Genomic DNA, 24,016 nt, shown 5'->3' with positions numbered 1-24,016 from the left:
GCCGCTCAGGCGGCCAGGCGCTCGTCGATCTGGCGCGACAGGATGGCGGAGAATTCGTCGGCAAAGCCTTCCAGGCGAGCCTGCTGCTTGGCGACTTCCGCGTTGAACTTGTTGTAGGCGATCACCGCGGGAATGGCGGCGACCAGGCCCATCGCCGTAGCGAACAGCGCCTCGGAAATGCCGGGCGCCACCGCTGCCAGCGAGGTGTTCTTGGTGGCCGCGATCGACTGGAAGGCGGTCATGATGCCGACGACCGTGCCGAACAGGCCGATGAACGGGCTGGAGGAGCCGACAGTGGCGAGCACCAGGAGCTTGGATTCAAGACGCTCCACCTCGCGCTGAACGGTGACATCCATCACCTTCTCGATGCGGGCCTGCAGGCCGAGGAAGGAGCGGCCGGGCGATTCGAGCGAGCGCTTCCACTCGCGCATAGCCGAGACGAACAAGCCGGCCATGCCGTAGTTCTGACGCTGCGACAAGGAGCGATAGAGCTCTTCCAGGCTCTGGCCCGACCAGAACACCTGCTCGAAGCGGTTCATCGCGGCACGCGACCGGGAGAACAGGATGGCCTTGTCGATGATGATGGCCCAGCACCATACCGAGGCTGCCATCAGACCCAGCATGACGATCTGGACGACCAGACCGGCATTCATGATCAATCCGAGCAAGCTCACATCGGTTACCGGAGCCAGGGCCGTCTGGGCCATATCGGCGGTCGCTTCCATTCCTTCAATTCCTCGTCCTGAGGCCGGCGGGCCAAAGCCGATCCCGAGGATCGGCGTCTTCTCAGTCTATCCGGTCCACAGGGGATCGGCACATTCGTAGCTAGGCAGATCCGCGCAAGATCGGCATATTCGCAGCAATACTCGGCGAGCCCGATCTCGATCCTGAGCTTCAAACCAAGATCAAGCCTGCCTCAGGCGCCGCCCCGGCACACACCAAACACTACTCGGGAAATCCACGCGCCTGATTGTGCAGAGCAACAACTCCAGGCGTCACGGGCTCCTTTTGACGTTTGAATGTGACCGCAGTACGGCACCCCTTCCCAACCGCGATACGCGGCGGATTCCAGGCCTATTGATCATCGGTACCGTTAATGTCGGGTTACGGCCGGCCTCGATTCGCGAATTCTTATTTACGATGCACCGCAACATTGATGGCCGCGACTTCAACGTCGGGCGATTACTGATACCGACTGAAACGTTCTGCGATTTGAGGACAACGACCCAGATCGCCAAGAAGTGTCGAAACAAAATGTTGGAGCCAAAAAGCGTTCACGCTGCGAGGCACTATGCCTTGGACAGCACAATGCGCAGACTCTCCGGCAAGCGCTGCGGCCTGCCGTTACGGATACAGACCACCAGCACCTTGGCGGTGGTCAGGACTTCCTCGCCCCGCCGGATGATCTGTTCGAGATGCAGCGACGGCCCGCGTACCTCGCCGGCCTTGGTTTCCACCTCGATGATGTCGTCCATCAAGGCAGGACGCAGGAATCCGACCTCAATCGAACGTACGGCAAAAGCGATGCCCTCCTCGCGATGAAGGGCGAGCTGGTCGACCCCGAGCGCGCGGATGAACTCGGTCCGCCCGCGTTCGAAGAAGCGCAGATAATTGGCATGATAGACGATGCCGGAGAAATCGGTGTCTTCGTAATAGACCCGAAGAGGCAGCCTGTGGCAGATATCGTTAAGCACGCCACCGAAATTTGGCGGGGTTTGCGCCTTTTCTATCATGGGGAAAGCCGTTTGTTCAAAGTTTCGCCTGACTTGACCTGTGTGGTATCGACGTGACCGGAGCATGATGCGTTGTGATGAGAACACGCCTTGCTCGAATGCCGAGTTTCGACCCATCCTTGCGATTTACGGCGATTCCGCCAGATCGCAGAACGCTTTGGATTGATTGCAACCGAATGAGCCGCCCTATGCTCCGCCCCGCTTCCGCCGCGCTTTTGCTGGCCGTGACCCTGGCCCTGCCCTCGGGCCTGGTGCGCGCAGCGTCCTATGACGAGGGACTGATGCCGCCCGGCAGCGTCGGGCAGGACCAGTCCGCGCAGGATAATGGCTACACGCCCGACCAGCCCTATCCCCAGCCACCAGCCCAAGCCACCTACCCTGCCCAAACCGAGTATGACGGCAACGTCACCGGCTCGACCTATGAGCAGCCCACGGCGGCCACAGCCGCGGCGCCCAGCGCGTCACAAGGCGGCTATGTCGTGGCCCAGGAATCCACCATGGGCGATCTCCTCGTGCGCGTACAGCGGCTGGAGGGCGAGAACCGCCGGCTGCTTGGCACCGTCGAGGATCTGCAATCCCAGGTGCGCCGCCTCCAAGATGACATGAAGCGCCAGCAGGAGGATACCGAATATCGCCTGCAGGCTCTCGAAGGCGGCGGCAAGGCGTCCGCTCCGAAGCCGGCCCCCAACGCGCCCTCGCGCCAGAAGAGCGGGCAGAACGCTCCTCCCGCCACGCAGCCCAATTCCCTGGGCAGCCTTCCCGCCGGCGGCGGCAACGACGTCGCCATGCAGGACTCCACCGGCGACGTTCCCGATCAGGCTCCGCCGCCCTCGACGCCGCGCCCACGCAATTCCACCGTCTCCCCCGGCCTGCCGGGCATTGCCGTCGACACGTCGCGGCCGATGGCGAGCAATGAACCCAATGCCGGCGCCGAGCCGGCCCCCGCAGCCCCGGCAACCCCGGAAGCCGAATATGCAGCCGACTATCGCCTGATCGAGACCCAGCGCTACGATCAGGCCGAGGCTGCCTTTCGCAACTTCATCGCCAGCCACCCCAAGGACAAGCGCGTGCCCGACGCCGTGCATTGGATCGGCGAGAGCCTCTATCAGCGCAAGCAATATACCGACGCAGCCGAGCAGTTCCTGAAGGTCACCAAGAGCTACGCCAATTCCAGGCGCGCCCCGGCGAGCATGCTCAAGCTCGGCATCACATTGGCGGCCATGGGCGAGAAGGATGCGGCCTGCGCCGCGCTCCAGGCCGTCGGCAGCAAATATCCCAAGGCCGGCCCGACCATTCTCAGCGGTGCCGATCGCGAGATCAAGAAGAACGCCTGCAAGGTCGGGTGATCCCGGCCTTCGGCGCCCGGGACACCGCCATGGCGGATGCCGGTCATGCATCCGGGAGCCGCGCCTTGTCCGCACCCATTGCCCTGGGAGAGCTTCGCACCCTCCTTGCCGATTTCGGCAATCGCACGCATGTCATCCTCGCGGTCTCGGGGGGCGCCGATTCCACCGCCCTGATGTTGCTGGCCGCACGCTGGCGCGAGCAAAACCCGCAAACTTGCCTCACCGTCGCAAGCATCGATCACGCCCTGCGTCCCGAAAGCGCTGGGGAATGCCGTATCGTTGCCACGAAGGCCGCGGAACTCGGCCTGCCCTGCATCGTCAGGCGCTGGGAGGGCAGCAAGCCGGCCGCACGCCTGCAGGAAGCTGCCCGCAACGCCCGCTATGCCCTGCTGTCCGAAACCGCGGCCGAAATCGGAGCGGATGCGATCGCCACGGCCCATACGCTCGACGACCAGGCCGAAACCGTGTTGATGCGCCTGATGCACGGCTCTGCCGTCGACGGCCTGGCCGCGATGCGCCCCGTCGTGCCTCTGGCTGGTCTCAGCCTCATCCGCCCCCTGCTCGGCACGACCCGAGCCCGGCTGGTGGCGACCCTCCAGGCCGCCGGCATGGCCTGGCTCGAGGACCCGTCCAATCGCAATGCCCGATTTGAGCGCGTACGCCTGCGCGCCCTTCTCGCCCAACTTGCCCCGCTCGGCCTCGATCCGGAGCGCCTGGGCCTGCTCGCCCGCCGGGCCGCACGCAGCGGTGACGCGCTGGAAGCCATCGCAGCCGAGCGTTTCGAGGTACTCGTTCATCGGGAGCAAGACTGCCTGCGGCTCGACGGCCACGGCCTTGCGGCCTGTCCTGCCGATATCAGACTGCGCATCCTGGAGCGGGCCGTGCTCGATATGCGGGACAAGAACCGGGGGTCGGCCTATGGCCTGCGCCTCGAGCGCCTGGAGGCGCTGGCGGCGGCGCTCGACCAGGCTCTCGACGCGAGAGACGGTCAGGGTGGCCCCTGGCAGCGCAGCCTCGGCGGCACGCTGCTGCGGCTGGACAAGTCCGGCAATCTCCAGGTTACCCGCGAGCCCGAACGCCGGCGCGGCATCACGAAAACCAAGATGTAGAAATTGTCATTTTCCGCCAGCCTTGCCCTAGAAGCGGCAAAATAATGGCCTATTTCAAGAAATTAGTGGCGCATGCGCCACTCGAATCTTCACCGTGACAAGCCCTCGGCACTTCTATAAGGGAGCGCAGGGCTATCTATCCCACCGGCTTGCCTTGGCATTTGGCTCGCCTGTGCCTATTTTAGCCGCGATATGCTGTGGCGTCTCCTGCAGAAGGCAGGCCGTCCGCCGCGAAAGGCGAGAGATGAACGCGAACTTCCGAAATTTTGCGCTTTGGGTGATTGTCGTGCTGCTGCTGCTGGCACTCTTCACCCTGTTCCGGCAGACGGGCAGCCAGAGCGCCGCCGCCGACGGCTCGATCTCCTATTCGGAATTGGTGAAGTCCGCCAAGGAAGGTAAAATCAAGGATGTCACCATCCAGGGCAGCGAGCTCAAGGGCACCTACGTCAATGGTGGCACAGGCTTCACCACCCAGTTGCCCAATGATCCGAATCTGGCCAAGACGCTGAACGACCTCAACGTGCAGGTCAGCGCCGCCCCGCCCGCCGAAACACCGTGGCTCCTGCAGTTGCTGCTGCAGGCTCTGCCGATCCTGGCGCTGATCGGCGTGTGGATCTTCCTGTCCCGCCAGATGCAGGGCGCCGGCGGCAAGGCCATGGGCTTCGGCAAGTCCAAGGCCAAGCTGCTGACCGAGGCCCATGGCCGCGTCACCTTTGATGACGTCGCCGGCATCGACGAGGCCAAGGAGGACCTGCAGGAGATCGTCGAGTTCCTGCGCGATCCCCAGAAGTTCCAGCGCCTGGGCGGCCGCATTCCGCGCGGCGTGCTGCTGGTCGGCCCCCCTGGCACCGGCAAGACGCTGACGGCGCGTGCCGTCGCCGGCGAAGCCAATGTGCCCTTCTTCACCATTTCCGGTTCCGACTTCGTCGAGATGTTCGTGGGCGTCGGCGCCAGCCGCGTGCGCGACATGTTCGAGCAGGCCAAGAAGAATGCGCCCTGCATCATCTTCATCGACGAAATCGACGCGGTCGGCCGCCATCGCGGCGCGGGCCTCGGCGGCGGCAATGACGAGCGCGAGCAGACGCTGAACCAGTTGCTGGTCGAGATGGACGGCTTCGAGACCAATGAGGGCATCATCATCATCGCGGCGACCAACCGTCCCGACGTGCTCGATCCTGCCTTGCTGCGTCCCGGCCGCTTCGACCGTCAGATCGTGGTGTCGAACCCCGACCTCTCGGGCCGCGAGAAGATCCTGCGCGTGCATGTGCGCAAGGTTCCGCTCGCCCCCGACGTTGACCTCAAGATCATCGCCCGCGGCACGCCCGGCTTCTCCGGTGCGGACCTGATGAACCTGGTCAACGAAGCCGCCCTGCTCGCGGCGCGCCGCAACAAGCGCATGGTCACCCATCTCGAGTTCGAGGACGCCAAGGACAAGATCCTGATGGGTGCCGAGCGCAAGACCATGGCGATGTCGGAAGAGGAAAAGCGCCTCACCGCCTACCACGAGGCGGGCCATGCCATCGTCGGCCTCAACGTGCCCAAGGGCATCCCGGTGCACAAGGCCACGATCATCCCGCGCGGCCGCGCACTCGGGATGGTGAAGTTCCTGCCCGAGGGCGATCGCTACTCGATGAAATATATCGAGTTCACCTCCCAGCTCGCCGTCGCCATGGGTGGTCGCGTGGCCGAGGAGATGATCTTCGGCAAGGAGAACATCACCTCAGGCGCCGCTGGCGACATCGAGCAGGCCACGCGCATGGCAAAAGCCATGGTCACCCGCTACGGCTATTCGGACGAGCTCGGTACCGTGATGTATGGCGAGAACCAGGACGAGGTCTTCCTCGGCATGTCCATGGGCCGCACGCAGAGTGTGTCCGAGGCGACGTCCCAGAAGATCGACGCCGAAGTGCGCCGCCTGATCAACCAGGGCTGGGACGATGCCAAGCACATCCTCACCGAGAAGCGGGATGACCTCGAAGCCCTGGCCCAGGCGCTGCTCGAATATGAGACGCTGACCGGCGACGAGATCCGCGACCTCCTCAACGGCAAGCCGCCGTCACGCGATCCGCTGGAGGAGCCCCAGACGACGCGGGGCTCGGCCATCTCTGCCGGCAAGCCGCGCCGTCCGCCGCAGCCGGAAGGCGGCATGGAGCCTGCCCCCTCGGCCTGATGGGCCGTGACATCCAATCCGAAAAAGGCCGGTCTCTCGACCGGCCTTTTTCACGTCGCGGGTGGTTCCGCCAAGAAATGCTCCGTATCGCCCTGGCGGACGATCGCGATGGCGCCAACCGCAGAGGTCGCCAACCGGAACCATTTCGATAGTGTCACCGGCGAAACACCATCTTTTCTCACCTTGAATTGCCCCTGTTCAGCTCGCGAACGGTGAACTATGCAGCAATCGTCGCAGTGCCTCTGCAGGCGTAGCGGCGACCTCCTCCAGCCCAGCCGCCCCGGGCGGCAGACAGAGACAGTCCCATGCTGAAATATCTCGCCGGTGCCGCCGCGCTCGCACTCCTCGCTGCATCGCCTGCTGTAGCCCAGAGCTGCGCGCAGAACCTCAAGACCTCCGGCGTTCCCCTGCTCACCGGCCTGACTTACTCGACCTGGGCCGTCTTTCCCAAGGTCGCCCCCGCCAAGGCCCTCGACAATGTCGGGCGCGCCTTGTCTGCCGAAGGCATCGACGTCGTCAGCGTCGACAAGCGGGCCGGCGTGCTGATCGCCGACCAGGACAGCGCCAACAACGGCCGTCTCCAGACCATCCGCGTCACCGCCCGCAAGACCGGCAACGGCACCCGCATCGATCTGCAATTCCATGTGCAGGCCGGCCAGATCGCCACGCAGGACGCCCTGCGCTCCCACATCTGCCGCGTCGTAAACGCTGCGGGACGATAACAGCGCAGCTGGTGTGCCGATCTTCAGATCGGCGTCCGCGGAAACACCGCGTACATCGATAGGTGAAATGCCGGTCGGAAGACCGGCACACCGCTTGTCTCAGGCTGCATCCCTGAACTGCAGCTGCGCCAGCCGGGCATAGAGGCCACCGCGTGCCACCAGGGCCTCGTGCGTGCCCTCTTCGACGATGCGACCATCATCGAGCACGATGATGCGATCGGCGGCCTGTACCGTGGCCAGGCGATGGGCGATCACCAGCGTGGTACGCTCGGTCATCAGGCCATCGAGGGCCGCCTGGACCGCCTTCTCGCTTTCGGAATCGAGCGCCGAGGTCGCCTCGTCGAGCAGCAGCACGGGGGCATCCTTGAGGATGGCGCGGGCGATGGCGATGCGTTGGCGCTGGCCGCCTGACAGCGTCACGCCGCGCTCGCCGATCGGCGTGTCATAGCCCTGCGGCATGGCACGGATGAAGCCGTCGGCCGCAGCCAGGCGGGCCGCTTCCTCCACCTCGGCATCGCTGGCATCGGGACGGCCGAAACGGATATTGTCGCGGGCGGTCGCCGCGAAGACCACCGGGTCCTGCGCCACCACGGCGATGCGCTGGCGCACGCGCTTGGGGTCGGCCTGCGGCAGTGCCACCCCGTCCAGCCTCACGTGCCCGAACTGGGGATCGTAGTAGCGCAGCAGGAGCTGGAACAGCGTGCTCTTGCCCGCGCCGGACGGTCCGACGATGGCAACCGTCTCGCCCGCCTTCACGGCAAGATCGACATCATGCAGCACCGGCTTGTCCGGCTGAGTGGGATAGGCGAAGGTCACGCCCTCGAAGGCGACGGCGCCGCGCGCCGGCTCGGGGAGGGCAAGCGGCCGGGCGGGCGCCGAGATCGCCGGCCTTTCGCCGAGAAGCTCACCCAGGCGCTCTGCGGCGCCGGCCGCCTGCACGATTTCCGCCCAGACCTGGCCGAGTTCCGAAAGGGCGCCGGCGCCGAACACCGCATAAAGCACGAATTGCGACAAGGTGCCGGCCGTCATGGTGCCGGCGACCACGTCATGGGCGCCGAGCCAGAGCACGCCGACCACCGAGGCGAACACCAGGAACAGCGCGATCGCCGTCAGCACCGCGCGCGAGCGGGTCGAGGTCGCGGCAGCCTGGTAGGCATTTTCCACTTCACCCGAGAAACGCCCGATGGCGAGCCGTTCGGCCGTGAAGGCCTGCACCACGCGCATCGCGCCGATGACCTCGCTGGCATAGGCGGAGGCGTTGGCCAGTGTGTCCTGCGCCTTGCGCGAGCGCGTGCGCACGGACCGGCCAAAGGCGACCAGCGGCAGCACGATCAGCGGAATGGCGATCAGCACCAGCGCCGAAAGCTTGGGGCTGGTCCACACCATCATCACCACGGCCCCGGCAAACAGGAAGAGGTTGCGCAGCGCAACGGAAGCGGAGGAGCCGAAGGCGGCCTTGATCTGCGTGGTGTCCGCCGTGAGGCGCGAGAGCACTTCACCGGTCTTGACCGTGTCGAAGAACAGAGGCGAAAGCTGGGTGAGATGGGCAAAGACGGCAGTACGGATGTCTGCGACCACGCGCTCGCCGAGGGTCATCACCAGATAGTAACGGGCCGCACTGGCCAAGGCGAGAATAAGCACCACGCCTGTCATGGCCAGGAAGTAGGAATCGATGGCGGCGGCATGTCCCACCGAGAAGCCGAAATCGATCATGCGGCGCATGGCGACCGGCACCACCAGCGTTGCCGCCGCCGCCACCGTCAAAGCCAGGAAAGCCAGCAGGATGCGGCCGCGATAGGCCAGGGCATAAGGTGCCAGCGCCGTCAAAGGGCGCAAAGACCGGCTGTTCCTGGCGGTTTCCGCGGTATTCTCTCGGATTTTCGGGTCAGTTTCCGTGGCCACGTACTATTCTTCCTTTCGAGCGCGCGGGACAATGCCCCGCTGTGGGCGCGGCTGCAATCGCACCGGCCCAAACCGCTTCAGTTTGCCGCGCTCTCCATATTATCGCGCAGTGCAAAAAAGCGCTTGACTGCGACGGCGCAGAGGCGCAAGTCGCGATTGTTCCGGCCTTTGGATTTATTCCAAAGGAATCGTCCCTGGCCGGGCCCCACGAGATCAACGAGATCATGCCAAGCGACAGTAGCAGTCGAATGTTCGCGCCGTTGACGGCTTGTAAGGACTGACCGTTCGCGGGCTCCTCCTTCCGGCCGGCAACGGCCGAGAGGAAGGAAGAGCCATGGAAGACCTGGCTGAAAAGACGGTTGACGTCGCTGACCGCGACATTCTCGAGGTGTGCCTTGGCCTCGAGCACGTAGCCGACATCGTCGAGTTGCTCAACGAGCAGGAGATCGAGGAGCAGGCTCGCGTCCTCGTGCACCTGCCCGACGAGCGCGCGATCGAAGTGCTCGACCAGCCCGGCTTGGATGATCCCGCCGCACTGATCGAGGCCCTGCCCGCCGAACGGGCGCTCAAGCTGATGGCCGGCATGTCCTCGGACCGTGTGGCGGATGTCTTCCGCTACATGGACGATCCGCCGCGCACCGATCTGCTCAACCGGCTCGATCCCGAGACCCGCGCCTCGCTCGACAGGCTGCTGTCCTACCCCGAGGACACCGCCGGCGCGCTGATGACCACCGAGTTCGTCTCCGTGCCCTCGTCCTGGACGGTGGAGCAGACGCTCGACCACATCCGCCGGGTCGAGCGCACGCGCGAGACGATCTATTCGGTCTATGTCCTCGATCCCAAGACCCGCCAGCTCCTGAAGGCCGTGGCACTGCGCCGGCTGATCACAGCCGACCCCAAAGCCTCGGTGCTGACGGCCGCCCGTTTTGACAAGCCGATCACCGTCGCTCCCACGGCCGACCGCGAGGAAGTGGCAAGGCTGATCGCCAAATACGACCTTCTGGCCGTGCCAGTGGTCGACGATGCCATGCATGTCATCGGCATCTGCACTTTCGACGACATCATCGACGCCATCGTGGCCGAAGGCACCGAGGACGCCCAGAAGTTCGGCGGCATGGAAGCCCTCGACGACCCCTATGACCAGATCGGCTTCTGGTCGATGATCAAGAAGCGGGCCGGCTGGCTGTCGGTGCTGCTGCTCGGCGAGATGCTCACGGCGAGCGCCATGCAATTTTTCGAGGGCGAACTCGAGAAGGCGGTGGTGCTCACCCTGTTCATCCCGCTCATCATGTCTTCAGGCGGCAATTCCGGCTCGCAGGCGACCTCCCTGCTCATCCGCGCGCTGGCGCTGAGCGAGGTGAAACTGAAGGATTGGTGGCGTGTGGCCCTGCGCGAGCTGCCCACCGGCATCGTGCTCGGCGCCATCCTCGGGTTGATCGGCATCGTGCGCATCGTGGTCTGGCAGAAGGCCGGCTTCTACGATTACGGGCCGCATTGGGCGTTGCTGGCCCTGACCATCGGCTGCGCCCTCACGGCGATCGTCACTTTCGGCTCGCTGACCGGTTCCATGCTGCCTTTCCTTCTCAAGAAGGTCGGCTTCGACCCCGCCAGCGCCTCGGCCCCGCTGGTGGCGACCCTGGTCGATGTGACCGGTCTCGTCATCTACTTCACCGTTGCCCTGGTCATTCTGAGGGGAACGTTGCTGTAGCTCGCGCAGAAAGGCGGTTTCCGCATGTGAGAAATGCGGGGCCAGTGCTTGTATCCGGACCGAAATTGCGCTATCGAGCCGCCCACTCATTCGAATTTGACTTGTCCGACCGGGGTAGCGCTCCGGCACAGAGCAGGATTTGACCCCATGAAGGCCGACATTCATCCCGACTACCACAAGATCAAGGTTGTCTTCGTCGACGGCACCGAGTTCTACACCCATTCGACCTGGGGCAAGGAAGGCGACACCCTTCAGCTCGACATCGACCCCAAGACCCATCCGGCTTGGACCGGCGGTTCGCAGCAGCTCCTCGACCGCGCTGGCCGCGTGTCGAAGTTCAACCAGCGTTTCGCTGGCATCAGCTTCAAGCGCTAAGAACAAACATTCGGATATCGACGCAAGCGGGCCTTCGGGCCCGCTTTTGTTTTGGACATGTGCCTGCGACGGGACATCGGTACAAAAAGAAGCCGCGATAAGATATCGCGGCTTGTCCAAGTCGAAACAGGGAGGCGTCAAACAGAGTGAACAGGAGCCACTCGAACATCCAGCAAGCTGGAATGGCAGCGAGGCTATCGCAGAAGTCTTGATATTCGGTTAACGCCCGATTCTGATCAGGCAGCGGCCGCGCAGAGCCCGTCCTCCTTCGATACCGGCGTCAACCGGCACGAACCCAGCAGCGCAGCCGTCAGCGCAACGATGCCGGCCGCAAGCGAGATCCAGAAGCCGTCTGCGGCGCCAAAACGGTCGATGACCCAGCCTGAGGCGAAGGACCCGGTCGCCATGCCGATGCCGATGCCGGTCATCGCCCAGGTGATCCCCTCCGTGAGCTTGGCCGCCGGGACATGCCGCTCGATCAGGCCCATCGCGGTGATCAGCGTCGGCGAGATCGACACACCGGACAGGAAGAGCAACAGCGCCAGCATCCCCACATTGGAGACGAACAGCAGCGGCACGGTGGTGGCCGCGGCGACCGCAATGGCGATCACGAACTGACGCTCGAGCGCCATCCTCAGCTTCAACGCCCCGAATATCAGGCCGACGACGAGCGAGCCTGCGGCATAGCCGGCGAGCACGAAGCTGGCTGCACCGGCCTGCCCCAATTGCCTGGTGAAAGCGATCACGGTGACCTCGGCCGTTCCGAAGATGGTGCCGATGGCAACCAAGACGAAGGTCAGGATCTGCACCGACGGCAGGCGGATGGCCGAGGAACCGCCGCCTTCGGCGAGCCGGACGGGCGGCTCGGTGGATTTCTGCACCACGAACAGCGCCGTGCCGACGGCAAGAAACACAGTCGAGACCAGGGGACCGGCTTCCGGGAACCACGCCACGCTCAGGCCGACCGAAAGGATCGATCCAGCCATGTAGACGACCTCGTCGGCTACCGATTCGAAGGCGAAGGCCGTGTGCAGTTGGGGCGTGTCGCGATAAAGCTCCGACCAGCGAGCCCTGACCATGGCCGGCATGCTGGGCATGGTGGTGGCGAACAGCGCCGCGGCGAACAGGATCCAGGCCGGCCAGTGGAAATGTGCGGCCAGCAGCAGAATAGAAAAGGCGGCAACCGACAGGCTGGCGGCGGGAACGAGGACCCGGCTCTGGCCGTAGCGATCCACCAGCCGGGAGATCTGCGGGGACATGAAGGCATTGCCGAGGGCGAAAGTGGCCGATACGGCGCCGGCCAGCCAATATTCACCATGGGTCTGGGAGATCATGGCGACGATCCCCATGGTCACCATCGCGAGCGGCAGTCGCGCCAGGAAGCCGGCGGCCGCGAAGGCCTTTGCCCCCGGCGCTCGAAAGATCTGGCTGTAAGGATTGGACATCGGGCACTCCAAAGGGGAAGAGAATGCATTGACATACGCAACGTATGTATTCGACATAGTTGCATACGCATCGTATGTCAAATAACATACGTAGCGTATATGAGAGAGATGACATGATCCGTAGGCCGCGAGCCCAGATGATCGTCGAGACGCGTGCCAAGCTGGTCGCCGCAGGGCGCGCGGCCTTCGGCACTTTCGGTTATGCGCAGGCGTCGATGGACGATTTCACCGCAGCGGCCGGCCTGACGCGCGGCGCGCTCTATCATCATTTCGGCGACAAGAAGGGCCTGTTCGCGGCGGTGATCACGGAACTCGACGCCGAAATATCCAAGCGGCTCTCCGCGATTTCAGGCCAGGCCGAAGATCCCTGGCAGGGTTTCGTCGCCGAATGCTCGGCCTATATCGAAATGGCATTGGAGCCGGAGATCCAGCGCATCCTGTTTCGCGACGGTCCGGCCGTCCTCGGTGATCCATCGCAATGGCCGAGCCAGGATGGCTGCATCGCCTCGATGAGCGCGACATTGGCCGCGCTGAAGCGGAACAGTGTTCTCGACGATGTCGACCCGGAGGCTGCGGCCCGGCTCGTCAATGGCGCCACCTGGCATGCCTCGCAATGGATCGCCAATGCCGCCGATCCCAGGGCAGCGTCAAAGCAGGCGGTGAAGGCCTTTCATGCGTTATTGAACGGCCTTCTGCGTCATCCCGCTGAACGGCAGAGCTCTCCTGAAAGGTTCAAGTCTTGAAAAAAGCGCTTGCCGCCGAAAGCGAGGCTGCCTTGCTGGCCCTGGCTTCCTCCAGGCGCACGATCTCCTGTTTCAGGGCCGCGATGCGTTCCTCGAGTTCATGCAGCGACAGGGTCGAGAGGTCCTGCCCGATCTGATGTGCCACCGTTACCTTTCGCGGCTCGTCATCGAATACAGCCATGTCGCCTCCTCACTTCCCATCAGATCCGGCGCTGCTCGACGAGCTCGGCCGCGGTAGCCACTCTAAACCCATTCGCCTCGATTACGAAAAGCTCATCGGTGAGCGGATGTGAGCGCGACTTGGAATCTTCGCTCACCTTCGCGGCAAAATCGGCCCGCGCCGAGAAGTCGGGGGTCCAGGCCACCAGGAAGTCCCGATTGGGGATGCCGGCGATGGCGAGGTCACTGCCCAACGCCTGCAGCAGTTTTTGCCGGACCGAGGGCAGCAGCAGACGGGCAGCGTCATAGCCATCATTGGTCAAGATGGTGGCGTAGGCACCGCGGCCTTTCGCCGATTTCTCGGCCTCGACCACCAGCTTGCCGGAGACTGCCTCCAGCCCGGCCAGGGCTGCTTCATGGACGGCATCGGCATCGACGCCCCATGTCTTCAGATCATCCGTCGTGACGAGCGCATAGCGCTCACCCTGATCGAGCGCATAGGCAATCAGCACCTTAGCCGCCAGGTCTCGTGAGACCAGCTCCTTGGCCTGCTGGCGATATTCGATCGGCACAAGCTGCAGGCGCAGTTTGGCGCGCGCGTCCTGCCAGCGCCTGCGTTCCTCGTCATCGGCTGGCCTGGCGGTACGGATGCGATCGAAAAAAGCGAGGATCTGGCTCTCCCGATCCGCCCCCTGTACCGTCCCGAGTTCGCGCTGCAGATTGCCGAGATAGACCTGCATCGTATCTTCGCCGACCTTGACATGAATACTCTCGGGATCATCACCGGGCAGCGTGAATTTCAAGCCGGGCCGGCGCCGGCGCAGCAAGGCGACCACTTCTTCGCGAAACCTTTCGGCAGCGCCCGCCGCCGTGGGACCGGCGACAGCCAGTCCGAGCATTGCTTGCAGCACCCGGCGACGTCCGATGCCGCCCTGGCTCCGCCCTGCCATCACACCCTCGTGCATTTGCCCCCCATCGAGGCAATTACCATAGCCAGGGCACCTCCCTGTCGACAATCCCGGCGGGAAAGCGGCGGAACAGGCTTTCCTTTCGGGCCGACGACGACTATATGAAGTGTTGAATCCCGACAATCAGCTCGCGTCGGGCTTCGTTCCAGGAGGCTGGAGCGAGGCGGCAGCGAGCCCATGCTTTCCGAGGAGATGCAAATGTCGACCGCCCCGCTGATGCCGAAGGCCACTGCTGTCTGGCTGGTTGAGAACACCGCCCTCACCTTCGACCAGATCGCCGAGTTCTGCAAACTGCATCCGTTGGAGGTCAAGGGCATCGCCGACGGTGAAGTCGCGGCCGGTATCAAGGGCCAGGATCCCGTGATCTCCAACCAGCTCACCCGCGAGGAGATTGCCCGCGGCGAGCGCGATTCTCATCATCGTCTCCGGCTGGCAGAGCCGAAGGTCAAGATCGCCGTCGCCAAGGTCAAGAAGGGTCCGCGTTATACGCCGGTCTCGCGGCGCCAGGACCGTCCCAATGCCATTCTCTGGCTGGTCAAGAACCATCCCGAACTCAAGGACGCCCAGATCATGCGTCTGGTCGGCACCACCAAGACGACGATCGCGGCCATCCGCGACCGCACCCATTGGAACACGGCGCAGTTGACCCCGGCCGATCCGGTCATGCTGGGCCTGTGCACGCAGATCGACCTCGACTTCGAAGTCGCCCGAGCCTCCAAGGACCGGCCGCCCGAGGCCGAGAGCGCCACGCTGCTGCCCGCCGAGATCACCACGGGACCGGCGACCGACCGCAGCCAGAGGCAGGACGACCCCTTCGCCTCGCTCGGCAACAAGCCGCGCCAGACGGAAGACGAGGACGAGCTCGACGTCGCCAACGTGTTCGCCAAGCTCAAGGGCATCAAGCAGAAGGAAGACTGACGCCCTCGGCGACCCGTCCGCATCAATCATTCGAAATGGGCTTTTCCGCCGACGCGGAAGGGCCCTTTTTCTTGCGAAAGCCATCCGCCGGCCGTGCCGCGATCCCGGGCGCTGCACCTTAAACCCAGGCTCTCCTGCGCGGGATCCCGGCCACGCAAAAGGGCGCGATCGATGATCACGCCCTCTCATCCGACAGAATTGCGGGTGTCTGTCCTTATGGAAGCGCGCGCCCGAACTCGTCACGCACACCCTCGTAACGGACATAGCCGACAGGCAGCACGTCGTTGTCGCCATAAAGGTCGCGCTGGTATCCCGCCATAGCCGCGGCCTGCCGCTGTTCTCCAAGCTGCGCCAAGCCGCCGGAGATCGCCTCGACGAAGGAGGCAACGGCACCGACCACAGCGGCGGCGATCGAATAATGCAGGCGCACCTGCGTCCCGTGCAGGGCGGGGGCATAGCTCCAGTGCCGGCCCCATTCATCTTCGTGGAATTCGACGCTCGACATACTCGTACCCTCAACAAAAAGTAAATGCGCCCTCGCGATATGTTTCCTATTTTCAATGCTTTATGGTAGATTATCAACGGAGATGACCTTTCTTCACCGTCAATAAAAACTTGATGATCATAGGGTGGGCATGAGCAAATCGGGAGCCGGTCTGGGGGCACTGTGGACCTTTGCCGTCGCCGCTCGCCATCTGAGCTTCGCCAAGGCCGCGATCGAGCTCGACGTGACCCCCGCTGCGGTCAGCAGCCAGATCCGCGCTTTCGAAGACCGCCTCGGCACCCGGCTGTTCTTTCGCACCAGCCGCAGCATGAAGCTCACCCATGCCGGGGAAGAGCTGCTCGAATCGACCAGCGGCGCGCTGCGCACCATCGACGAGGCCCTGCGCCGCGCCGCCAACACCACCCAGCGCATGAGTTTCACCGTTTCTTCCGGTTCATCCTTCGCCGCCAAATGGCTGGTGCCGCGCCTACCGCGTTTCCGCCAGCAATTTCCGGACATCGACATGCGCATCGACATTTCCGATACGCTCGCCGATTTCAGCCGCCAGGAAATCGACGTCGCCATCCGCTTCGGCCGCGGCGCCTATGCCGGCCTGCGCTCAGATCGCCTCTTCGTCGAGGACGTCTTTCCGATCTGCAGCCCGCAGCTTCTGCACGGACCCGTCCCCCTGAGGGAACCCGACGACCTGCAATATTTCACCCTGATCCATCTCGACTGGCACAGCCAGGATTCGATGTGGCCGGACTGGCGCATGTGGCTGATGGCCGCCAAGGCGGACAAGCCCGATCCCACGCGCGGCCTGCATTTCAGCCAGTCGATCATGACCCTGCAGGCGGCCGTGGACGGCCAGGGCGTGGCGCTCGGCAATACCAGCCTGGTGGGCGACGACCTGGCCGCAGGCCGGCTGGTACGCCCCTTCGACCTGTCCTTGAAGATCGCGCCGGAATTCGCCTATCACCTCGTGGCGCCGAGGGCCAAGGCGGACAAGCCGATGATCAAGGCGTTCCGGGACTGGATGCTCGCCGACATCGCCAGCGGCAAGGCAGTTTGACCGCTCGGATCGCCTACATCCCTGTCGAAACCACGCCGACGCTATGCCCCGGCGGCCCCAAGCGTCAGGCGATGATGTCCGGCGTCAGCAGGTCCTCGAGCAAGGACATGCGATCCTTGAGATGGAGCTTGCGCTTCTTCAGGCGCTGAAGCTGCAGACGATCGGGAGTTCCCACCTGTTCCAGAGCGGCAATCGCGGCATCGAGATCGCGGTGTTCCTGGCGAAGCTGTCCCAGCTCCGCAACCATCGCGGCTTCCTCCTCCTCGGTGAGCGGATTTGACAAGCCCATACCCTTCCATTCCGAATGGCAGCTTCGGTATTTCGACCATTCTGCCGCTCCATGCCCATCCGGGCACGGTGCCAAACTATGCCGAGCCGATTCCTCGCCCGCAAGCGCTGCGGCAAGATATCGCCATCTATTTACACCCGTTTGGCGAAGCTTGCCGGACAACTTTCAAAAGCCCTTCCTAGGCCTTTGATCTCGCATTCTTTTTGGCCCCTCCACACAGCATTACCGTGCGGTAAGCTATTGTTCCGACTAAATTTATTGTTGCTTTGCACAATCGATTCAACGCCGGAATCCGCGATTTTCCTTCGACATGTGCGCCTTTTCGTGAGAACGTTAAATGTCGGAACTGTGACACAAGGAGCCGTTAATGCCTGTGCAGTCGCATTTGGTTGAACTGGAGCGCAAACATCACGCTCTTGAAACGGAACTCACCATCGCACTGGCTCATCCCTCCTCGGATGACCTCAAAATCGCAGAGCTGAAGCGTAAGAAACTCCTTCTCAAAGACGAAATCGCAAGATTGAAGAGCGCCGAGAGGCTGCACTGAACCAGTTACCGCTGGTGTATGTTGACCGCCGGACCGGAGCATAATCCGGTACCGGCGGTTTCATTTTGTGGCCGGATCTCAATTGATCCACGTGCCAATTGATACGGACAACTTCCCCAGACAGGCCCAGGATCGGCTGCGATCGAAGCAATGACCCATGGAGGGGTTTGCTATGGCCAGCACGATACGGCGTTGGGGGACTAGCCTCGTTTCTTCCTTCCTGCTGGCTTGCGCCATCCTGCCCGCTCCCGGTGCCGTTGCCGACCGGGCCCAGGCCGCGCCGGCCGCCGCCATCCAGGCACAGGCGCCCAGTCTCGACGAATTCAAGGCCGTGTTGTCGGGCTATGGCCAATACATCTATTCCGAGCGCTACGGCGACGTCTGGAAACCTTCGGTGGTGCCGGCCGGCTGGCATCCCTATCCAGCCTGCCGCTGGGTCTATGACCGTACTTACGGCTGGACCTATGACGATCCCACCGTGTGGGGCAGGATCATCCATCACTATGGCCGCTGGGCCTCGGACGGCAGCAATGGCTGGGTCTGGATACCCGGCACGCAATGGAGCCCAGCCTGGGTGATCTGGCGCGGCGGTGGCGACTGGACCGGCTGGGCACCGACACCGCCCGCGACCGACCAGCAGGAGATCAGCCTCGCCAATTTCAACGTCGACCGGCAATGGACCTTCATCGAGACGGCCAAGCTCGGCAATCGCTGCGACAGCGGGCCGTCTGCTGCGCCGGCCGGCACCTTCGCCAGCACTACGCCGGTGACCCGCATCAAGATCGTGCGCGGCATCGCCGTGTTCGTGCTGCCGCAACCTGCCAGCATGATCGACTACGACACCGGCCCGGTGGCGCCCTGGTCGAACGAATTCCTGGGCGAGTGGCTGCTCTGGCTGAACACCGCCGCCTCCGCCGCCTCGCTCAGCGTCGGCGACAGCCTTGCCGCCTGCGCCCCTCCCCCGCCCCCAGCGGCACCCGCGGCCACGCCCGTCGCTTTGCCCGCCCCCGCGACGCCGCGCATGAAATCCTGGAGCCCGCCGCCGCCCCGCTCCACCCGACGGCGGGAATTGCGGCCAGTCGCGACGCCGGAAATCCCACCTACCCGACGTCGGGTCTATGGCGAGCCCGGGCCCTATTATGGCGACGAGCCGCCGATCTACAGCCCGCCGCGTCGTCGCCGCCCACCTGTCTGGGTCGAGGGGCCGGTTGTTCAGAGGCCACCGCGTTATCTTAGGCCTGGTCCGGTAGCCACCCCGGCAGACAATCCAACCACGCCGAATTCGGGCCAACGCTATCGCCGGCGGCCACGGCCCACCCCCGACAGCGCCCCGTCATCCGGGTGGTGATCCGATGATCCCAGCAGGCAGGGCGTTGAAATAGTGCCTCGCAGCGCTATGGTTCAGGCAGTTCCCGTCCTGGATTCGATCATGCCCATCACCGCTTCCCTGCCCCGCCGCCATTGGTTCGAGATGACGACGGAAGATTTCCGCACCGGCGATACCGCCAGCTGGATCGCCGTGCTGCCGATCGCCGCCGTCGAACAGCATGGGCCCCATCTGCCTGTCGGCGTCGACAGTATGATCATGCAGGGCTATCTCGAGCGCGCCATCCCGCTGATCCCCGCCGATATCCCGGCGACCTTCCTGCCGATCCAGACCATCGGCAAGTCCAACGAGCATCTGGAATTCCCCGGCACGCTCAGCCTGTCGGCCGAAACCGTGATCCGGGCCTGGACCGAGATCGGCGAGAGCGTGCATCGTGCCGGCATCAAGAAGCTCCTGATCGTCAATTCCCATGGCGGCAACATGTCGGCGATGGACATCGTCGCCCGCGATCTGCGCGTGCGCCACGGCATGCTGGTGGCCTTCACCTCCTGGCACATGTTCGGCTATCCCAAGGGCGCCTATTCCGACGACGAGACGCGGCTCGGCATCCATGCCGGCGAGATCGAGACGGCGCTGATGCTCGCCTTCCGCCCCGACCTCGTGCGCATGGACAAGGCGAGGGATTTCCGGCCCGTCACCTATGAGATGGAAGAGACCTTCAAATATCTGCGTACCGGCCGTCCCGGCGGCTTCGGCTGGATGGCCCAGGACATTCGCCCCGAGGGCGCTGCGGGCGACGCCAGCAAGGCGACGCCCGAAAATGGCCAGCTCTCGGCAGAGTTTGGCGCACAGGCTTTGGTCGACCTGCTCAGGGATATCCGCGACTTCGACCTTTCGCGGCTGAGGAACGGGCCGCTGAAAGATTGAGCGCGGTGGCGCCAAGCGCCGGATGAGGGGTTGATGAAACCTCTCTTTATTGGCGGCTCCCCGGAAGGTGATCAGGAAGGGTCGCAAGACCCTTCATCCCCTTGCCGGGACCTTCTCCCACAAGGGGAGAAGGGAGCTCTATTCTCAAGCCGCGACCTTCTCGGCCTCTTCCAGCAATTGCAAGTCGCCGCGGCCGAAGGAGACGGTGACGTCCTCGCCCATTTGCGGCGGCGGGGCGCCCGGATTGTTGAAGGTGTCGAGCGAGACCACATTCTGGTCGAAGCGCACGCGGATACGCACGATCGATCCGAGGAAGCTGACGAGCTCGATCCGCCCCGTGAGACTGTTGCGGCTCTCGCCGCCTGCACCCAGCACCACGGCTTCCGGGCGCAGGGCCAGCGTGCGCGTCTCGCCGTTGCTGGCGCCCTGCAGGCCGCGGCTGGTCACGACCTCCTGCCCATCGACAGAGAAGCGACCGGCAGCGGCATCGACGACCTTGCCGGTGAGGAAATTGAGCGTGCCGACGAAAGAGGAGACGAAGCGGGTCTTGGGGAAATTGTAGATCTCGAAGGGGGTGCCGACCTGCTCCATCTGCCCGGCGCTCATCACCACGATGCGGTCGGACATCGACAGCGCCTCTTCCTGGTCGTGGGTGACGAACAGCGTGGTGATGCCGAGTTCCTGTTGCAGCACCCGGATCTCGTCGCGCAGGGACACGCGGATCTTGGCGTCGAGGGCCGAGAGCGGCTCGTCCAGCAGCAGGATCTTCGGACGAACCGCGATCGCTCGCGCCAGGGCCACGCGCTGCTGCTGGCCGCCGGAGAGCTGGAAGGGATAGCGGTCGGCGATCTGCGGCAGCTTGATCATCTCCAGCATCTGCTTGACGCGGGCGTCGATCTCCGACTGCGACTTCTTGGCGATCTTCAGGCCGAAGCCGATATTCTCGGCCACCGTCATGTTGGGAAACAGGGCATAGGCCTGGAACACCATGCCGACATTGCGCTGGTTTGGCGCCAAGCCCGAAATCTCCTTGCCGTCCATGCGAATCGAGCCGGCCGACGGCGTCTCGAAGCCTGCAACCATGCGCAGGACCGTGGTCTTGCCGCAACCGGAGGGGCCGAGCAGGGTAATGAATTCACCCTTCTGGACCGACAGATCGAAGCGCTTCACCACCTGGTTGGCGCCGAAGCTCTTCTGCAGCCCGGTGATCTCGAGAAAGGACATGCTGGCCTCCCAGTGCCGGTTCAACGTGCCGCCCGTGCGCCGCGAGAGCGGCCGACGAGTTGCAGCAGGCCCATGCAGGCCCAGGTGATGACGAAAGCGACGATGGCGAGCGCCGACGGCTCATAGGCCCGGTTCGCGCCGATCAATTGCAGATAGGTACCGAAGACCGGCCGGTTGAGCAGGCTGGCAAAGGTGAATTCGCCGATGACGATGGCAAAAGCGATGAAGGAGCCGCTGAGCACGCCCGAGCGAATGTTCGGCAGGATGACCTGCCAGAGGATGGTGAAGCTGCTGGCTCCCAGGCTCTGGGCCGCCTCGGTCAGGGTCTTGACATCGATGGCGCGCAAGCCCGCATCGACGGAACGATACATATAGGGCAGCGCCAGCACGACATAGCCGAAGGTCAGCAGGAGGTCCGTGGTCCACTCGCTGTCCGTCAGCGGCAGCCAGGACGAGGAGTTGAACATGCGGATATAGCCGAAGACGATGATGATCGCCGGAATCACCAGCGGCAGCAGCGTGACGAACTCGACCGGCGAGCGCCAGCTCGGCAGGCGCAGGCGCACCAGATAGGCTGCCGGCACCACCAGCACGATGCTCAGTACGATGGTGGCGAGCGCCAGCAGGATCGAGCGGATGAAGGCGTTCTGGAACTCCGCCTGGGCGAACACCACGCGATAGGCTTCGAAACTGTACTGCCCGCGCAGCATGCGTAGCGAGAACTCGAAGGTGGAGAGCAGCGGGATGATGAAATAACTGATCGCCAGGAGGATGATCAGCCAGGACAGTACGGAGGATTTCTTCATCGCACCCACCGCTCGCTATAGCTGCGCAGCCAGATATAGGCGCCGCTGGAAATGCTGGTGATCACCACCATGCCGAAGGCGATGGCGTAGCCCAGATTGGGATTGCTGAGCACGTCGCCGCGGATCTGGGCGAAGAGCTGGATTGGGATGATCGGCAGGCTGGATCCGGTCAGCGCATAGGCGGTCGCCACCGCGCCGAAGGCATTGGCGAACAAGAGCAGCGTCGCGCCCAAGATGCTCGGCAGCAGGATCGGCAGGGCGATATGCCGCCAATAGTGGAAATTACTGCCGCCCAGCACGGCATTGGCCTCGCGCCATTCACGTTTCAGCCCATCCAGAGCCGGCGCGATTACCAGCACCATCAGGGGAATCTGGAAATAGAGATAGACCAGGGTCAGGCCGGTGAAGCTGAGGATGTTGAAGCCGGTCGAGTAGAGGTTGAAGCCGAGCCAGTCCCGCAACAGGACGGTGACGAGGCCGACCCGGCCCAGCGTCGCCAGGAAGGCGAAGGCCAGCGGCACGCCGGCGAAGTTCGAGGCGACGCCCGAAAATGTCATCACGGCCCCACGCATCCATTCCGGCAGGCCGCCGAGAATGACCGCATAGGCCACGAAGAAACCGATGAAGGCACCGCCGAGAGCCGAAGCGAAGCTGATCTTGATACTGAGCCAGAAGGAGGAAACGATCGCCGGATTGGTGAAGAGCTCGGCGATGTTGCCGAAGGTGAAATGCCCTTCCCGGTCGAAGAAGGCCCCGACCAGCAGCAAGGCCGTCGGAACCACCAGGAAGAGCAAGGCGAAGAGCACGAAGGGCGCCATGCCCAGCACGGCCAGCCCTCCACTGGCTCTGGCCGAGCCTGGAGCTGCAGCTGGGGCAGTGTTTGCGGTGGTATTCATCGCGGCGACCACAATAGCATGCGTCCCGCCCGGAGAAACCGGGCAGGACGCGCAGGAGATGACAAACGATCTTACTTGACGGCGGCGCCGACCACGCTGTCCCAATCCTTGGTGATCTCGGCCTTGGCGGCGCTCTGCTCATCAAGCGTCGGGAACACGGCCTTGGCATAGGCTTCGGCCGGCGGGAGCTTGGCCAGCAGGTCGGCCGGGATCTTCTTGTTGGCGACGAGGTCGTTGAAGCGGATCGGGTGGCAATAGCCCTTCAGATAACCGATCTGGCCCTCGTCGGAGTAGAGATATTCCATCCACAGCTTGGCGGCGTTGGGATGGGGCGCATAGGCGCTGATGGCCTGGACATAGACGCCGGCAACCACGCCGCTGGCGGGAATCACCACGTCGACGTCAGGATTGCCCTTGAGCGTGTCGCGATCGGTGAGGGCGTTGTAGTCCCAGCGCAGCACGATGGGGGTCGCACCCTGGGCAAGCGAGGCGGCCTTGCCGATGGTGGGCACGAAATTGCCCTTCTTGTTCAGCTCGGCGAAGAATTTCAGCCCCTCGGCCGCAGCCTTGCCGGCATCGCCCTTGGCGGCCGACAGGCCGGCGGCATAGACGCCCTGGATCGCCTGGTTGGCCGTGCGGGGATCGCCGGCCAGCGCCACGGCATTGGCGTAGTCGGAGCTCAGCAGGTCGGACCAGTCCTTCGGCGAGGTCTTGACGATGTCCTTGTTCACTTCGAAGGCCAGCACGCCGTAATAGTCGCCATACCAATAGCCGTCGGCATCCTTGGCATTGTCGGGAATGGAAGCCCAGGTCGCCACCTTGTAGGGTTGGATCAGGCCGTCCTTCTTGGAGGTCGGACCGAAGGAAAGGCCGACGTCGATCACGTCGGGAGCCTGCGGGCCGGTATTGCCCTTGTTGGCCTTGATGGCCTCGACTTCGTCGCCCGAACCGGCATCCGGATTGAGCTCGTTGACCTTGAGGCCATACTTGGCCTTGAAGCCCTCGATGATGGCGCCATAACCACACCAATCATGCGGCAACGCGATCGTGGTGAGCTGGCCTTCCTTCTTGGCGGCGTCGATCAGCTCCTGGCTCTGGGCAAACGCGCTGCCCATCGAAGCCGCCAAGGCCAGCACGGATACCGAT

The 24,016-nt window shown here is 63.9% G+C and carries 24 protein-coding genes; 12 read left to right on the top strand and 12 right to left on the bottom strand.

Annotated elements, in window-relative coordinates; all coding sequences use genetic code 11:
- Positions 1-5 precede the first annotated feature (5 nt).
- The gene (gene tolQ, locus BA190_RS09780; protein ID WP_068285660.1) at positions 6-725 is read right to left on the bottom strand and encodes a protein TolQ; all 720 of its coding nucleotides are present in this window, start codon (positions 723-725) and stop codon (positions 6-8) included.
- Between the two features lie 564 nt (positions 726-1,289).
- A complete protein-coding gene (gene ybgC / locus BA190_RS09775) occupies positions 1,290-1,733 on the bottom strand; it encodes a tol-pal system-associated acyl-CoA thioesterase (RefSeq protein WP_068285658.1) in 444 nt (147 codons plus the stop codon).
- 188 nt (positions 1,734-1,921) lie between these two features.
- Here ybgC and ybgF point away from each other — a divergent pair, with 188 nt between their 5' ends.
- The 4 genes from ybgF (at position 1,922) to BA190_RS09755 (ending at position 7,080) form a co-directional block, all read left to right on the top strand.
- Entirely contained in the window at positions 1,922-3,079 is a 1,158-nt protein-coding gene (gene ybgF / locus BA190_RS09770; protein WP_068285656.1) for a tol-pal system protein YbgF, read from the top strand.
- A gap of 65 nt (positions 3,080-3,144) precedes the next feature.
- Complete coding sequence (gene tilS, locus BA190_RS09765) at positions 3,145-4,188, top strand: tRNA lysidine(34) synthetase TilS (RefSeq protein ID WP_162275079.1); 1,044 nt, start codon at positions 3,145-3,147, stop codon at positions 4,186-4,188.
- A 244-nt stretch (positions 4,189-4,432) separates the two neighbouring features.
- Positions 4,433-6,358, top strand: coding sequence for an ATP-dependent zinc metalloprotease FtsH (gene ftsH, locus BA190_RS09760; protein ID WP_068285654.1), 1,926 nt, complete (start codon positions 4,433-4,435; stop codon positions 6,356-6,358).
- 305 nt (positions 6,359-6,663) lie between these two features.
- Positions 6,664-7,080, top strand: a complete 417-nt coding sequence (locus BA190_RS09755; protein ID WP_082979612.1) for a hypothetical protein — start codon at positions 6,664-6,666, stop codon at positions 7,078-7,080.
- Positions 7,081-7,179: 99 nt separating this feature from the next.
- On the opposite strand, the gene BA190_RS09750 is transcribed toward BA190_RS09755, so the two are convergent.
- Complete coding sequence (locus tag BA190_RS09750; RefSeq protein ID WP_068285920.1) at positions 7,180-8,958, bottom strand: ABC transporter transmembrane domain-containing protein; 1,779 nt, start codon at positions 8,956-8,958, stop codon at positions 7,180-7,182.
- 358 nt (positions 8,959-9,316) lie between these two features.
- On the opposite strand from BA190_RS09750, the gene mgtE reads away from it, so the two are divergent.
- Both mgtE and rpmE read left to right on the top strand, forming a co-directional pair.
- Entirely contained in the window at positions 9,317-10,690 is a 1,374-nt protein-coding gene (gene mgtE / locus BA190_RS09745; RefSeq protein WP_068285652.1) for a magnesium transporter, read from the top strand.
- A gap of 147 nt (positions 10,691-10,837) precedes the next feature.
- Complete coding sequence (rpmE, locus tag BA190_RS09740; protein WP_068285651.1) at positions 10,838-11,065, top strand: 50S ribosomal protein L31; 228 nt, start codon at positions 10,838-10,840, stop codon at positions 11,063-11,065.
- 236 nt (positions 11,066-11,301) lie between these two features.
- On the opposite strand, the gene BA190_RS09735 is transcribed toward rpmE, so the two are convergent.
- On the bottom strand, positions 11,302-12,510 hold the full coding sequence (locus BA190_RS09735) for an MFS transporter (RefSeq protein WP_068285649.1): 1,209 nt from the start codon (positions 12,508-12,510) through the stop codon (positions 11,302-11,304).
- 116 nt (positions 12,511-12,626) lie between these two features.
- On the opposite strand from BA190_RS09735, the gene BA190_RS09730 reads away from it, so the two are divergent.
- Positions 12,627-13,253: a TetR/AcrR family transcriptional regulator gene (locus tag BA190_RS09730; protein ID WP_068285918.1), complete on the top strand. Its 627-nt coding sequence runs from the start codon at positions 12,627-12,629 to the stop codon at positions 13,251-13,253.
- Here BA190_RS09730 and BA190_RS09725 read toward each other — a convergent pair.
- Together BA190_RS09725 and BA190_RS09720 are read right to left on the bottom strand one after the other, a co-directional pair.
- Positions 13,243-13,434, bottom strand: a complete 192-nt coding sequence (locus tag BA190_RS09725) for a DUF1192 domain-containing protein (RefSeq protein ID WP_068285647.1) — start codon at positions 13,432-13,434, stop codon at positions 13,243-13,245. The two genes, BA190_RS09730 and BA190_RS09725, sit on opposite strands and share 11 nt — an antisense overlap.
- Positions 13,435-13,453: 19 nt before the next feature.
- Complete coding sequence (locus BA190_RS09720; RefSeq protein ID WP_068285645.1) at positions 13,454-14,362, bottom strand: DUF1444 family protein; 909 nt, start codon at positions 14,360-14,362, stop codon at positions 13,454-13,456.
- A gap of 216 nt (positions 14,363-14,578) precedes the next feature.
- Between BA190_RS09720 and BA190_RS09715 the strand changes: the two genes are divergently transcribed.
- A complete protein-coding gene (locus tag BA190_RS09715) occupies positions 14,579-15,298 on the top strand; it encodes a DUF1013 domain-containing protein (RefSeq protein ID WP_068285643.1) in 720 nt (239 codons plus the stop codon).
- Between the two features lie 214 nt (positions 15,299-15,512).
- Here BA190_RS09715 and BA190_RS09710 read toward each other — a convergent pair whose 3' ends face one another.
- Positions 15,513-15,803: a hypothetical protein gene (locus BA190_RS09710; protein ID WP_068285641.1), complete on the bottom strand. Its 291-nt coding sequence runs from the start codon at positions 15,801-15,803 to the stop codon at positions 15,513-15,515.
- A gap of 130 nt (positions 15,804-15,933) precedes the next feature.
- Here BA190_RS09710 and gcvA point away from each other — a divergent pair, with 130 nt between their 5' ends.
- Positions 15,934-16,854, top strand: a complete 921-nt coding sequence (gcvA, locus tag BA190_RS09705) for a transcriptional regulator GcvA (RefSeq protein ID WP_068285639.1) — start codon at positions 15,934-15,936, stop codon at positions 16,852-16,854.
- Positions 16,855-16,918: 64 nt separating this feature from the next.
- Here the strand turns inward: gcvA and BA190_RS09700 are convergent, their stop codons facing one another.
- Entirely contained in the window at positions 16,919-17,143 is a 225-nt protein-coding gene (locus BA190_RS09700) for a YdcH family protein (protein WP_068285637.1), read from the bottom strand.
- 367 nt (positions 17,144-17,510) lie between these two features.
- Here BA190_RS09700 and BA190_RS09695 point away from each other — a divergent pair, with 367 nt between their 5' ends.
- The 3 genes from BA190_RS09695 (at position 17,511) to BA190_RS09685 (ending at position 19,944) form a co-directional block, all read left to right on the top strand.
- A complete protein-coding gene (locus BA190_RS09695) occupies positions 17,511-17,690 on the top strand; it encodes a YdcH family protein (RefSeq protein ID WP_068285636.1) in 180 nt (59 codons plus the stop codon).
- A 172-nt stretch (positions 17,691-17,862) separates the two neighbouring features.
- Positions 17,863-19,038 carry a DUF6600 domain-containing protein gene (locus BA190_RS09690; protein ID WP_068285634.1) on the top strand — a complete coding sequence of 392 codons (1,176 nt, stop codon included), beginning with the start codon at positions 17,863-17,865 and terminating at the stop codon, positions 19,036-19,038.
- Positions 19,039-19,119: 81 nt separating this feature from the next.
- Positions 19,120-19,944 carry a creatininase family protein gene (locus BA190_RS09685; protein ID WP_068285916.1) on the top strand — a complete coding sequence of 275 codons (825 nt, stop codon included), beginning with the start codon at positions 19,120-19,122 and terminating at the stop codon, positions 19,942-19,944.
- Positions 19,945-20,088: 144 nt separating this feature from the next.
- Here the strand turns inward: BA190_RS09685 and BA190_RS09680 are convergent, their stop codons facing one another.
- The 4 genes from BA190_RS09680 to BA190_RS09665 all read right to left on the bottom strand — a co-directional run bounded on the left by BA190_RS09680 (position 20,089) and on the right by BA190_RS09665 (position 23,985).
- On the bottom strand, positions 20,089-21,168 hold the full coding sequence (locus BA190_RS09680) for an ABC transporter ATP-binding protein (RefSeq protein ID WP_068285632.1): 1,080 nt from the start codon (positions 21,166-21,168) through the stop codon (positions 20,089-20,091).
- A 20-nt stretch (positions 21,169-21,188) separates the two neighbouring features.
- Complete coding sequence (locus tag BA190_RS09675) at positions 21,189-21,974, bottom strand: ABC transporter permease (protein WP_068285630.1); 786 nt, start codon at positions 21,972-21,974, stop codon at positions 21,189-21,191.
- A complete protein-coding gene (locus tag BA190_RS09670) occupies positions 21,971-22,870 on the bottom strand; it encodes an ABC transporter permease subunit (RefSeq protein ID WP_068285628.1) in 900 nt (299 codons plus the stop codon). The genes BA190_RS09675 and BA190_RS09670 overlap by 4 nt, the downstream gene beginning before the upstream one ends.
- Before the next feature lie 71 nt (positions 22,871-22,941).
- Positions 22,942-23,985 (bottom strand): ABC transporter substrate-binding protein, encoded by a 1,044-nt coding sequence (locus tag BA190_RS09665; protein ID WP_245314658.1) that lies wholly within the window; start codon positions 23,983-23,985, stop codon positions 22,942-22,944.
- Positions 23,986-24,016: the final 31 nt, after the last annotated feature.

This window comes from Labrys sp. WJW (assembly GCF_001676615.1).
Classification (GTDB): domain Bacteria; phylum Pseudomonadota; class Alphaproteobacteria; order Rhizobiales; family Labraceae; genus Labrys; species Labrys sedimenti.
This window is presented reverse-complemented; position numbering and strand designations above follow the sequence as displayed.

What these genes read in the sequence shown, in the direction of transcription:
- ftsH (WP_068285654.1), top strand. Translation starts at nt 4,433, where the DNA reads ATGAACGCGAACTTCCGAAATTTTGCGCTTTGGGTGATTGTCGTGCTG.
- BA190_RS09665 (WP_245314658.1), bottom strand. Translation starts at nt 23,985, where the DNA reads ATGGGCAGCGCGTTTGCCCAGAGCCAGGAGCTGATCGACGCCGCCAAG.
- BA190_RS09725 (WP_068285647.1), bottom strand. Translation starts at nt 13,434, where the DNA reads ATGGCTGTATTCGATGACGAGCCGCGAAAGGTAACGGTGGCACATCAG.
- gcvA (WP_068285639.1), top strand. Translation starts at nt 15,934, where the DNA reads ATGAGCAAATCGGGAGCCGGTCTGGGGGCACTGTGGACCTTTGCCGTC.
- BA190_RS09755 (WP_082979612.1), top strand. Translation starts at nt 6,664, where the DNA reads ATGCTGAAATATCTCGCCGGTGCCGCCGCGCTCGCACTCCTCGCTGCA.
- BA190_RS09690 (WP_068285634.1), top strand. Translation starts at nt 17,863, where the DNA reads ATGGCCAGCACGATACGGCGTTGGGGGACTAGCCTCGTTTCTTCCTTC.
- ybgF (WP_068285656.1), top strand. Translation starts at nt 1,922, where the DNA reads ATGCTCCGCCCCGCTTCCGCCGCGCTTTTGCTGGCCGTGACCCTGGCC.
- BA190_RS09680 (WP_068285632.1), bottom strand. Translation starts at nt 21,168, where the DNA reads ATGTCCTTTCTCGAGATCACCGGGCTGCAGAAGAGCTTCGGCGCCAAC.
- mgtE (WP_068285652.1), top strand. Translation starts at nt 9,317, where the DNA reads ATGGAAGACCTGGCTGAAAAGACGGTTGACGTCGCTGACCGCGACATT.
- ybgC (WP_068285658.1), bottom strand. Translation starts at nt 1,733, where the DNA reads ATGATAGAAAAGGCGCAAACCCCGCCAAATTTCGGTGGCGTGCTTAAC.
- BA190_RS09670 (WP_068285628.1), bottom strand. Translation starts at nt 22,870, where the DNA reads ATGAATACCACCGCAAACACTGCCCCAGCTGCAGCTCCAGGCTCGGCC.
- BA190_RS09700 (WP_068285637.1), bottom strand. Translation starts at nt 17,143, where the DNA reads ATGGGCTTGTCAAATCCGCTCACCGAGGAGGAGGAAGCCGCGATGGTT.
- tolQ (WP_068285660.1), bottom strand. Translation starts at nt 725, where the DNA reads ATGGAAGCGACCGCCGATATGGCCCAGACGGCCCTGGCTCCGGTAACC.
- BA190_RS09710 (WP_068285641.1), bottom strand. Translation starts at nt 15,803, where the DNA reads ATGTCGAGCGTCGAATTCCACGAAGATGAATGGGGCCGGCACTGGAGC.
- rpmE (WP_068285651.1), top strand. Translation starts at nt 10,838, where the DNA reads ATGAAGGCCGACATTCATCCCGACTACCACAAGATCAAGGTTGTCTTC.
- BA190_RS09715 (WP_068285643.1), top strand. Translation starts at nt 14,579, where the DNA reads ATGTCGACCGCCCCGCTGATGCCGAAGGCCACTGCTGTCTGGCTGGTT.
- BA190_RS09675 (WP_068285630.1), bottom strand. Translation starts at nt 21,974, where the DNA reads ATGAAGAAATCCTCCGTACTGTCCTGGCTGATCATCCTCCTGGCGATC.
- BA190_RS09735 (WP_068285649.1), bottom strand. Translation starts at nt 12,510, where the DNA reads ATGTCCAATCCTTACAGCCAGATCTTTCGAGCGCCGGGGGCAAAGGCC.
- BA190_RS09720 (WP_068285645.1), bottom strand. Translation starts at nt 14,362, where the DNA reads ATGGCAGGGCGGAGCCAGGGCGGCATCGGACGTCGCCGGGTGCTGCAA.
- BA190_RS09685 (WP_068285916.1), top strand. Translation starts at nt 19,120, where the DNA reads ATGCCCATCACCGCTTCCCTGCCCCGCCGCCATTGGTTCGAGATGACG.
- BA190_RS09695 (WP_068285636.1), top strand. Translation starts at nt 17,511, where the DNA reads ATGCCTGTGCAGTCGCATTTGGTTGAACTGGAGCGCAAACATCACGCT.